General features: G+C 48.2%; 9 protein-coding genes and 1 pseudogene. 9 read left to right on the top strand and 1 reads right to left on the bottom strand.

Annotated features, from left to right (window positions below; genetic code table 11):
* The first annotated feature begins 171 nt into the window (after window positions 1–171).
* The 6 genes and pseudogenes from AB1401_08190 to AB1401_08165 all read left to right on the top strand — a co-directional run bounded on the left by AB1401_08190 (window position 172) and on the right by AB1401_08165 (window position 8,574).
* The gene (locus AB1401_08190) at window positions 172–957 is read left to right on the top strand and encodes a response regulator (protein MEW6615426.1); all 786 of its coding nucleotides are present in this window, start codon (window positions 172–174) and stop codon (window positions 955–957) included.
* A 1-nt stretch (window position 958) separates the two neighbouring features.
* Window positions 959–3,211, top strand: a complete 2,253-nt coding sequence (locus AB1401_08185) for a response regulator (GenBank protein MEW6615425.1) — start codon at window positions 959–961, stop codon at window positions 3,209–3,211.
* Window positions 3,212–3,232: 21 nt separating this feature from the next.
* Window positions 3,233–6,748, top strand: coding sequence for a response regulator (locus tag AB1401_08180; protein MEW6615424.1), 3,516 nt, complete (start codon window positions 3,233–3,235; stop codon window positions 6,746–6,748).
* A 472-nt stretch (window positions 6,749–7,220) separates the two neighbouring features.
* Entirely contained in the window at window positions 7,221–8,096 is an 876-nt protein-coding gene (locus AB1401_08175; GenBank protein ID MEW6615423.1) for a helix-turn-helix transcriptional regulator, read from the top strand.
* A 105-nt stretch (window positions 8,097–8,201) separates the two neighbouring features.
* Window positions 8,202–8,309, top strand: a pseudogene (locus AB1401_08170) (hypothetical protein).
* Window positions 8,310–8,322: 13 nt separating this feature from the next.
* The gene (locus AB1401_08165; protein ID MEW6615422.1) at window positions 8,323–8,574 is read left to right on the top strand and encodes a DUF2442 domain-containing protein; all 252 of its coding nucleotides are present in this window, start codon (window positions 8,323–8,325) and stop codon (window positions 8,572–8,574) included.
* Between the two features lie 76 nt (window positions 8,575–8,650).
* Here the strand turns inward: AB1401_08165 and AB1401_08160 are convergent, their stop codons facing one another.
* Window positions 8,651–9,232 (bottom strand): D-sedoheptulose 7-phosphate isomerase, encoded by a 582-nt coding sequence (locus AB1401_08160; GenBank protein MEW6615421.1) that lies wholly within the window; start codon window positions 9,230–9,232, stop codon window positions 8,651–8,653.
* A gap of 381 nt (window positions 9,233–9,613) precedes the next feature.
* Here AB1401_08160 and dut point away from each other — a divergent pair, with 381 nt between their 5' ends.
* The 3 genes from dut to AB1401_08145 all read left to right on the top strand — a co-directional run bounded on the left by dut (window position 9,614) and on the right by AB1401_08145 (window position 11,530).
* The gene (gene dut / locus AB1401_08155) at window positions 9,614–10,069 is read left to right on the top strand and encodes a dUTP diphosphatase (GenBank protein MEW6615420.1); all 456 of its coding nucleotides are present in this window, start codon (window positions 9,614–9,616) and stop codon (window positions 10,067–10,069) included.
* 106 nt (window positions 10,070–10,175) lie between these two features.
* Window positions 10,176–10,931: a hypothetical protein gene (locus AB1401_08150; protein MEW6615419.1), complete on the top strand. Its 756-nt coding sequence runs from the start codon at window positions 10,176–10,178 to the stop codon at window positions 10,929–10,931.
* An 11-nt stretch (window positions 10,932–10,942) separates the two neighbouring features.
* Window positions 10,943–11,530, top strand: a complete 588-nt coding sequence (locus AB1401_08145) for a CoA pyrophosphatase (protein MEW6615418.1) — start codon at window positions 10,943–10,945, stop codon at window positions 11,528–11,530.

The raw sequence follows: 11,530 nt of genomic DNA, 5'->3' as shown, positions 1-11,530 counted from the left end.
CTCAAAAGAAAAGTTTCCATTATATTTAAAAGAACTCGAATTCCGTTATAATAATAGAAAAGAATCTATCTTTAATCTGATAACAAAATATATCACAAATTTGGTGCCAAATCTTTTATAATCACCATAATTTGTAATAACACGACAAAAAACAAACCAAAAAGGAAATAAATGGAAGAATCTTCATGGTCATCCAAGTCCCCTGAAAAGTCCAGCCCTCTGCGCATCCTTTTGGCAGAGGACAACGCTACCGACCAGATCATTACCCTGGAAATTCTGAAACAGCTAGGATGCCAGGCCGACGTGGTGCACAACGGGCTAGAAGCTCTGAAGGCGCTGCAGTGCCAGGACTACGAATTGGTGCTGATGGATATTATGATGCCCGAAATGGACGGCATGGCTGCAGCACGTGAGATTGTGCGCCGTATTCCGGCGGAAAGACGGCCGTGGATTGTCGCCATGACAGTCGATACGGGATACGAAGACCGCCGTAAATATTTTGAGAGCGGCATGAACGATTTTATCGCAAAGCCTGTTGCCAAACAGGATCTGGCAACAGCACTTTCGCGGATACCTTCAAAATGCATGGCCGCAACTCCCGGACAACCCCTGCTGGATACAACCGCGCTCAAACGCCTGAAAGAAACCCTAGGCCGTCAAGCCGATAACATGTTCCCGGCCTTGGTGGACGATTTTTTCAAGGACGGGGACAGGCTTTTAAAAGAGGCTTGTCTTGCGCTGGAGCAGAAAAACATGGAGGCGTTGCGACGGGCGGCGCACACGCTCAAATCGAACAGCGCCACCTTTGGCGCAATGGCGCTCTCTGCCGCGGCAAAGGAGACGGAATTACTTGCCAAACAGGGAACCTTCACGGGCGCACAGGCGCTTATCGAACGTTCGCAGCAGGAATTCCAAAAGGCAAAAACCGAACTGGAACGGTACCGGAAGGGCATTTGACATGGCACCTTGTAAAACGCTACTGGTCGTTGACGACGAAAAACTCCCACGCACCCTCCTTTGCGTCAACCTTAAGGAAGCCGGCTACCAGGTCTTGGAAGCCGAGGACGGCCGGGCCGCTCTTTCCCTGCTCCGCGAACAGGCCATAGACGTTGTTCTGCTGGACCTGGTCATGCCCGAGATGGACGGCTTTCAGGTGCTGCGTAAAATGAAAGCCGACAACGAGCTCAAAGACATTCCCGTGGTCGTGGTATCGGCCAGCGACGACATGAACAGCGTGGTGAAATGCTTAGAAATGGGGGCCGTTGACCACCTTTCCAAGCCGTTCGACCCGGCCCTTTTGCAGGTGCGCATCCGCTCGGCGCTAGCCATCAGCCAAGTAGAGGAAATGCGCGCCTCGGGAGAGGCGCCTAAAAGATCCATCCCTGGCCCGGGCCGGCACTGGGGTATGGAAGCGGCAGCAGACAAAAAAACAGAACCGGGAATGAAAATATCGGGTTTTTTAAAAGCCCTGTTGGGATGGAGCAGGCCGTACCGCAATCAGATGAGAGTGTTTCTGCTGTTGATCCTCGCCTGCCTGGGCGTTGAAGCAGCGCTGCCCCTGGGATTCAAGTTCATTACCGATGATGCGCTTATCCCGCACAATTTCCGCGTCCTGATGCTGACGCTCGGCATCCTAGTTTTTGCCATGGTTGCTGCGGCCCTGATGCAGGTGGTCACGGACTGGCTGTATGCCCGCCTTGCGGTAAAAATCCTCAACGATCTCCGCTTCAGTATGTACCGCCACCTGCAGAGCCTTTCCATGAGCTTTTTTGGCCGGATCTCGGCAGGTGAAATCACGTCGCGGTTCACTACCGACCTGGCTGCCGTTGAAAACACGGTCATGCTTTGCCTGCCCCTGGCCATCAGCCAGCTGATGATGGTCCTGTTCACACTGGGTCTTTTGTTCGCCCTGGAATGGAAGCTTGCGATGTTTGTCATCTTTGGCATTTTTGTAAGCTACCGCGCCGAACAGCGCATCGAAAAGCCCGCCGCGCAGGCCGATGTCCGCATGAAAAGGGAACAGGCGCGCATTACGGCCATACTTCAGGACGTGATAGGCATGCAGCAGGCGATCAAGGCGTTCCGGCTGAAAAACATGGTGGCCGAGCGCTTTAAGTTGCAGATGGTGAATTTCTTCCATTTAACCATGCGAGCGTGTTTTCTTTCCTACCTCACGGACCGGGTGCCCGGCCGGTGCGCCGCCATATTCGGCATGCTCACCATAGCGGGCGGCAGTCTGCTCACCTTTTTCGGCTACCTGACCATTGGCGGTCTTGTTTCGTTCCAGGTACTGCTTTCGGGTCTGGTTATCGCTATCAACGAGCTGACCTGGAGCATACCATACCTGGTGCGCGCCACCGGCGGCATGCAGAAAATCGAGCAACTCCTTCAAGAAAAGCCCGATATCACGGACGCGCCAGACGCTGTTCCGCTGCCCCGCCCTGGCCACGAGATATCATTTAACAACGTGTCGTTCGGCTATACGGAAGGCCAGGTGCATCTTAAAAATGTGACCTTTTCCATTCCCATAAAAAGTTCGGTGAATTTTATAGGACCGAGCGGAAGCGGCAAGAGCACGGTGCTCAATCTTCTGATGCGGTTCTACGATCCGCAGGAAGGCACCATCTGCATCGACGGGGTGGACCTGCGGAAGGTGACGCTGGATTCCCTGCGCCAGCACATGAGTATTGTATTCCAGGACACCGTGCTGTTCAATACCACAATCCGCGAAAATATCCGCGTGGGCAAGCAGGGTGCCACGGACGAGGAGGTCGAAGCAGCAGCCAGAGCAGCGGGCATACATGAGACCATTACTGGCTTTCCCGGGGGATACGAAACAATTGTAGGGGAGCGCGGCGGAAAACTTTCCGCGGGCCTGCGCCAGCAGCTGGCCATTGCCCGGGCCATTCTACCCGACCCGGCCATTTTGCTGCTTGACGACGTAACCTCTGCCCAGGATACCACCACCACCTCCCAAATAGACCGTCTGCTCGAACAACTCGGCAGGGACAGGACTGTAATTTCGGTCACGCACCGTCTGGAGGCTGCCCCCCGCGTTCGTTCAGTATTCGTTTTTAACGAAGGCCACCTGGTGGAGCAGGGTCCGCATACAGAACTGCTACGCAACGGCGGAACCTATGCGCAGCTCTGGCAGAAACAGACCCCCGCCGGCATATACAAAAAATTCGAAACAGGGCACCATGCCCCCTGAACCAGAACCCGGAGTAATACCATGAAACAGAACATCCGCAAACTCATTTTATCCCTGCTGGGCGAGGTAAAAGACGCCGAACCGCTGCGAAGCCTAAATTCCGTTGAGCAGAAGGAATTTTCCCGGGATGTTGCCCACATGAACCTTGCCCGCATACGGATGCTTTGTTTGCTGGTTGCTATTGTTGAATCGCTGGCACTGGTGCTTAGCATGTTCGGCCTTATGAAATACGGCGCGGGCGTATTGAGCCAGAAAGGAATTTTGATGGCTCTTTCCGCCAACATTGTTGTTTCGCTTGTATTTCTTCTTGCCGTAAAGCGGCCGGCACTGCCGGCAGACCTGCGGCCATGGCATGCCATTGCAAGCTTTGGCGTTGTCTTTGCGTTGCTGTCAATCTTCGGGCTGATTTCCGTGTTCCGCCAGGCCATGAGCTCCAATATTTCCCCCTACATGATTGCGCTCCTTGTCTGCGCCACGGCGCTGTGCCTGTACCCGTGGCAGAGCCTGGTGCTTTTTACAGGATCGTTCTGCGTGCCGGTGGTCACCCTTTTGCTGATGACCCGTTTCCGCGTCGATGTCCCCATGCTGTTCAACAACACAGCAATGGTTGTGTTTGCCTATGTAGTCTCGCTTGCGGTGTTCCAGAAGGAAAGACGCGACTTCAAGCGTAAATGCCTGCTGGAGGCCACCAACGAAAAGATGCGTCTTTCGGAGCAGAATTTCCGGCAGATGGTCGAGAACGCGCCCGTGGGGATCTTCCGCACTACCCCGGACGGGAAAGTGCTTGAGGCCAATCCCGCGCTGCTAGCCGCGCTGCATTTTAAAAACGTAGAAGGGATTAACCGGTACGGCCTGATAAACCTGTATACCGACTACAAGGAGCGCGAGCGCCTGCTTTCCCTTGTCCAGCAAGGTCCTGTTTCGGCGTTTCATACATGCTTTCGCCTGCCAGATGGCGAGGTTATTGTTGTGTCCCTGGGTGCGTACCTTGCGCGCGACGCCGAGGGAAAACCGAAATACCTGGAAGGGACCCTGGAAAACGTGACGCAGCAGAAAAAATCTGAGCAGGCAGTAAAAGAATCCGAGCAGCGGCTTGCCTACGTGATAGATTTTCTGCCCATCGCCACAGTGGTCATCAATACCGAGGGCATCGTGACTGCATGGAACCATGCCGCCGAGCAGATAACCGGGGTCAAGGCAAAGGACATGCTGGGTAAAGGCAACCAAGAATACGCCATTCCCTTTTACGGCGAGAGGCGGAAAATTTTAATAGACCTGGTGTTTGCGTCGCCCGAAGAGCTGAAAACAAAGTACATGCATATCGAGCAGAGCCATGGAGTGATCACCGCAGAAGCTGTTTGCCCTGCCCTTCCCGGAGGCGCACGGCACCTGCTGGGATTTGCAACGGCCCTGTATAATTCGCAGGGCACGGTGGTGGGGGCCATTGAATGCCTGCGTGATATCACCGATTTCCGGCAGACCGAGGCGCAGCTCAAGGAGGCCAAAGAGGTTGCCGATGCGGCCAACCAGGCAAAGAGCATCTTCCTGGCAACCATGAGCCACGAAATCCGTACACCTATGAACGCCATCATCGGGATGACCGGGCTGCTACTGGACAGCACGCTCACGCCCCAGCAACTGGATTTTGCCCAGACTATCCGCGACAGCGGCGAAGCCCTCCTGACGATCATCAACGACATCCTTGATTTTTCCAAAATAGAAGCGGGAAAGCTTGACCTGGAATGCCAGCCCTATGACCTGCGCGGATGCGTGGAATCCACCTTAGGGCTTCTGGGCCACCGGGCAACGGAAAAGCACCTTGAAATGGTATATCTTATCGATCCTGGGGTTCCCGGTATACTGATCGGCGATTCCACGCGCGTGAGCCAGGTGCTCACCAATCTGATGAGCAACGCCATCAAGTTCACGGAAAAAGGAGAAATCGCGGTCATGGCAAAAGCACGCATGCTGGAAGAGAAACCCTCATATGCCAGCAACCATTGCGAAAACTTACCGGAATCGGTCCGCTCGGGCCAGTGGTACGAAATAGAATTTTTGGTGAAAGATTCCGGGGTCGGTATCCCGGCCGACCGCATGGACCGCCTTTTCAAATCGTTCAGCCAGGTGGACTCCTCCATGGCGCGCAAGTATGGCGGCACCGGCCTGGGGCTTGCCATCAGCCGGCGCCTGTGCGAAATGATGGGCGGAAAAATATGGGCCGAAAGCGAACTGGGCAAGGGATCTACGTTCTATTTTACCCTGCAGGCAGAAAAGGCAAAGACCGAAAAAAAGCAGGCGTACCTGAGCGAGGAGCAACCAGATCTGCAGGGCCGGCGGCTTTTAATCATTGACGACAATCCCACCAATAGGAAAATCATTGCCTTGCAAACCAAGGCCTGGGGCATGCAGCCGCAGGAGGCCACCTCGGCAACCGAGGCTCTGGCCATAATCGGCCGCAATGAGCCGTTTGACCTTGCCATTCTGGATATGCAGATGCCCGAAAAAGACGGGCTTGCGCTTGCCGAGGAGATCAGAAAATACCGCGACGCGCAATCCCTGCCGCTGATTATGCTGTCATCTATTGGCACCGCTTTTCGGGATGCGCGCGCCAAGCATTTTTCTGCGCAGCTTTCAAAACCCGTAAAACCTTCCCAGCTTTACAATACGATCATGGAGGCGCTGGCGCCCTCTGTGCCGAAGACGTACCAGAAGGAATATGATATTGAGAAAAAAGTAGACTATGATGCGGAAATGGGCAGGCAATACCCCCTCCGCATTCTGGTGGCCGAGGATAACGTAATCAACCAGAAACTGATCCACGCGATATTGGAGCGTATGGGGTATTTGCCGGAAATCACAAGCAACGGAAAAGAGGCCATTGCCTCCCTTAAACGGCAGCACTACGACGTGGTGTTGATGGATGTACAGATGCCGGAAATGGATGGCCTGGAGGCTACCGGCCATATCCGAAAGGGCTTCAGCCCAGAGCTGCAGCCCTACATTATTGCCATGACCGCCAATGCCATGCAGGGAGACCGGGAACAATGCATTGCCGCGGGCATGGACGACTATTTGAGCAAGCCGGTCCGGCCCAACGAGCTGGTTACCGCGCTGAAAAAGGTTAAGCCGAAAGCGATAAATCATCCTGCCGGAAACCAGCCCGAGAAGGAAAGGTGCAGTGCTGTTCCTGTTTTTGACCCGGGGGAATTTGGCCGCCTGAAATCAAGCCTGGGCGACCAAGCCCTCGCATTGATTCCCAGGCTCGTGGATCAATTCGCTAAGGATGGACCCGGTCATATTGCACGGGCGCGCGCGGCGCTTGTCGCAAACAAAATGGCCGACCTGCGGCGTGAGGCCCATACGCTTAAATCAAACGCGCTCAATTTCGGTCTTGCGGCTTTGGCCGAGGCATGCAAAACGCTCGAATACCAGGCGCGCGAGAACAAGGCAGAAGGCGCAAGCACGCTTATCGATGCCATGGAAATGGAATTTAAAAAGGCAGCAGCAGAACTTGAAAAAGCACGGGCAGAATTGTAGCATCGACTGATAGGTAATTGCTTTTTTCGGGAGCGATCGGGTATATATAATATTTTTCTTTTACACCCGGCATAATTATTCGCTCTTTTCAAGCTTCCGCCGACCGTGCTTGCGATGTTCCCGTTAAGAAAAATATGCATTTCGTCTGTTAAAAACCAACAGTAATTTCCCGACGGTTTGGACTGTAAGAGAAATTTCGTCCGTCTCTTCGCTTGAAACCAAGCCAGGGGATCGCTATTTTTTTCTGGTGTTATGAAACTTCCTGGGTGTATCTTAAAGAAAGCGAAAGCAAATAAACCCATGCCTAACACTTATAAGGCCTCCTCTTGTCAAGAGAAAAAAGGGTATTAATCGGTAATAAAGAGACTTCCCTTTTTTCTGTTGTTAATCATACCGCTTTGCGGCCTCCTAAGGGAGGCCTTAATGAGCATCAAATCGATGCAGCTGACTCATTAACAAAAATATTCTTAAAATGGTTGAACAAATAAAAACATTACAAAAAATAAGAAAGTTAATTGGTTGGTCTACTAAGGAGTTAGCCGATAAGACACGATTGTCTCGTAATGTAATTTTGCGATTAGAGGCTGGCAAACCTCTTGAGAATGAAAATGATTTTATATGGAATATAATTACTGCATTGAAACGAGAAATAAGATATCGTAAGAAGAAAAACAAAATGAATTATGACCAGAAGAATGAACAGGAAAGAGTAGATTTGAAAGAATATTTCCCAAATCTATCTAAAGGCGAGATCAAACATTTGTTTAGTAAGGAATGGCTGCAGAATAATGCGAAAGGCTATAAAGGAGCTAAATCTAAATCTCCAGACGATATTAGAGCGGCCATAATCGATTTGAAAAACCAAAGTTCTGAAATTCAGTCAGATCAATTAAGTAGAAAAATTTGCCAGAAATACGGTCATATCATCTATTACTTGAAATACTCTAAAAAGGAAGCTGATGACAGATTAGGTATAGCCATCTCATATGCAAAAGGATTGATGGATTCAATGTCTGATACTCAGCGTCAGAAATATTTTAAAGGCGATTTTCAGCCTCAATATAACCCTAAAGCATGTAGATGGTTTGAAATATTTGATAAAACAAACAATACGAAAGGCATGTATGCTACAAATGGTGGGGAATTTTTCATTGAAACACTTGGTTATTTCCTTGACTACATTAACCATGATTTGAAATTAATAATGGATTGGGATGAGGAATTTCACTATGATATTAATGGGTCTTTATATGAACGTGATAAAATCAGACAACAGAACATAGAAAAATATTTCCCGAATTACAAATTCATAAGAATAAGAGAAAAGGAATTCGAAAAATATCTATAATACTTAAAGTATAAAAATGAATGTTGGCCATTAAGAGAAGAACATGAAGCCGTGTTTTCCATTCCTGACGGGGAATTAATTGATGGCGAAATACCTTAAAACAAGGCACAGCTTGTTCAAGCATGGATAGAAATACATAAAGAGGAGTTAATGGCGGACTGGGAACTTGCTTCATCAGGGCAAGAAATGTTCAAGATAGAACCTCTCAGGTAATAGGGGTAATAAAATGAATCCAAGAATTAAAGAAGTACATCCAAATGATGATTATACATTGAGTATTGTATTTGAAAATGACGAAGAGCGAATCTTTGATGTAAAGCCTTATCTGGACAAAGGCATTTTTACTCAACTGAAAGACCGCCGCATATTTAATTCTGTTAAGCCATTTCTCGGCAGCATACAATGGCAGAATGGGTTGGATTTCTGCCCCGATACATTATATTTAGAAAGCAAAAGAGCTAACAAATCGCCAAAGTAGACACGATATAAAGTCGCTGTGCCCTTTAGCTTTGTCGTTCCCTCCCTTGCTCCGCATTATCCTGATAACTCCCTTTTTATCCATTTATGGTAGGAAATAGCAAATAGTCAACCATCTCACATATGGTATGACCGATGGTTATATGTACCTCCTGGATACGAGGGGTGCTGTCCGAAGCAACGTTTAATGAATAATCTACTATCTTTGCAATCTTTCCCCCGTTCTTGCCGGTTATCCCGACTGTCTTAATCCCCATCTCTTTTGCAATCTGGAAAGCTTTGATGACATTAAGCGAATTGCCGCTTGTACTAATGCCAATAGCCACATCTCCCTTTACTCCCAATGCTATTATCTGTTTATAAAAAATATCAGAAAAATCTGCGTCATTACCTATACTTGTAATTATAGAAGTATCCGTAGTTAAAGCCAATGCCGGCAATGGGGGCCTCTCAATTAAGAAGCGATTTACAAACTCGGCAGCAATATGCTGAGCGTCAGCAGCACTTCCGCCATTACCAAAGAGGATGATCTTGTTACTCTGTTTAATAGCATTGGTAATCACTTCGACTACAGAGATTATCCTGTCCACATTCTCCCTGGCAAATCTGACCTTTAAATCAGCACTGTCCAAAAAGCTCTGGATGATCTTATCCTTCATATAGTACCTTCTAATATGCTTCCGTATCTATGTCTTAGAATTCTAGGATAATTGAAATTTATATACATCTTGATAACCCATGTCAAGCAAATTTGACGGCTTCGTAAAAAGTCCATCTGTCAGCCTGAGGCGGATTGCACTGCATCCTTCGTCGTTGCGGCGTACAGGCAAGTACGCCTCATTCCTTCGGATTTGCGCGCCTTGCATCTGGAGCTTTTTACTGTGCCGTCTGATTTTTGACTTTTTACGACTTCATCAAATTTAACCCAACCTAGAAATGCCTTGACACAGGATTTTTAATTGGGTATTTTTATTTTTAGGACAGATTATTTAACCGGCAGATTGAGGTTCCAGCCTAGGATTTGGGAGTTAGGAAAAGAGATGGAAGAGGTTAAGGTTCAGGTAAAAAGGGTGAGAGAGGGTATGGATGACGATGTACCTCTACCCTGTTATATGACCGAGCACTCAGCAGGTATGGACCTTTATGCCGCAGTTGGCGAGGATATTCTTATCAAACCGGGAGAAAGAAAGCTAATACCTACAGGTGTTGCTGTTGCAATTCCTAAAGGCTTTGAAGCGCAGATCCGCCCCCGCAGTGGAATAGCTTTCACGAATGGGATAAGCTTGATAAATTCACCTGGCACTATAGATGCAGATTATCGAGGAGAGATAGGGGTTCTGCTTATAAACTTTGGAACTGAACCATTTGCCATAAAAAGAGGTGACCGGATAGCTCAAATGGTAATAAATAGGGTTTACCGCGCCTCTCTCGAGCTTACCCGGGAACTTGATACGACAGAGAGAGACTCCGGAGGGTTTGGGCATACTGGAAGGTAATTATATATGGTTTATCTCCCAAAGAGTTGGTCGATGAAAAGGATTCAAGGGGTCAAGGGTTCAAGGATTCGAGCGAAATACTTAAGTATACTCAGAGAGGCTGGTAGTGAAAGAGATATATAAGAGGATGATGAGGGAGTCAAAAAGAATAGCCTCCAGTTCGAAGTGCCCCAGTTTTTATATAGAACACGAGAGCCTTCTTTTAATTTCAAAGGAGATATATAATAGCAATGCAGAAGTGTTAAAGTGCCGGGACATTGTGATCAAAGAATTAGTAAACAACATTGGACACGGTATGAAACATGCCGAAAAGGTAACGATTGATATTGGTGCCATTGTCCTTATTGAGGGAGAGAGGCAATCCTTAAAATCAGACCAGATCAAAAACGCAATTGTCATTGCCCAACTTTCAGGGTTACTGCACGACATCAAGAGAAAGGAACCAGATCACGCCAAAGCCAGTGCCAGAGAGGCAAGGAGCAAACTCAGGGATTTTTCATTAAAAGAGAGAGAAAAGGAGATTATAGTTCAGGCTATCTCCAATCATGAGGCATTTATTGAACCAAAAAAAGTCTCCACTCTTCTGGGACAGTTGATCAGCGATTCTCTTTACGATGCGGATAAGTTTAGATGGGGGATAGACAACTTTACGGAAACCCTCTGGTACATGGCAGATTTTCGCAAGACCCCCATTGAGTCGATAATTGAGTACTTCCCCAAGGGATTGAAAGGGATCAGGAAAATAAAAGACACTTTTAGAACTGACACCGGTAAGAAGTATGGTCCGGAATTTATTGACCTGGGATTGGAGGCAGGAGAAAAGATTTATGACCATTTATTATCACATGCTTCCTCCCTATAACTCTTTATCTTATGGATATTTCTAATAATAACAAATCGATTGATAATATGAAGGACAGGATTAAAAAGGTCCTATCTCAGAGAACAAAAAAGACCATCGTCGATGATAGCTTTAAGCCTTCAGGGGTACTTCTTCCCCTCTTTTACAAAGATGATAAGTACCACATTTTGTTTACAAAGAGAACGGAAGACGTGGAACATCATAAGGGGCAGATTTCTTTCCCAGGAGGGGCTTATGATGAGGGAGATGAGACATTAATGACTACTGCCCTTAGAGAGAGCTATGAGGAAGTAGGCATCAAGAGTGAGGACGTGGAGATACTGGGTGAATTGGATGATATAGTGACTACGACAAAATTTATTATCTCCCCATTTGTGGGTTTTATCCCGTATCCCTATGAATTTGAGGTAAATACCCACGAAACAGATGAGCTCATAGAGGTACCCATACAGGCGTTGCTGGATAAAAAAATATACAGAGAAGAGCTTATGATTCATGAAGGTGAGACTTCCCCGGTTTATTTCTACCACTACAACAGTCATGTTATCTGGGGGGCTACTGCCAGTATATTGAAACAGTTTCTGGATCTGGTCTTTTAA

It is taken from the genome of Thermodesulfobacteriota bacterium, from assembly GCA_040757775.1.
GTDB lineage: Bacteria > Desulfobacterota > UBA8473 > UBA8473 > UBA8473 > UBA8473.
Note: the sequence above shows the minus strand (reverse complement) of the source record. Positions and strands in the feature narration are given on the sequence as shown.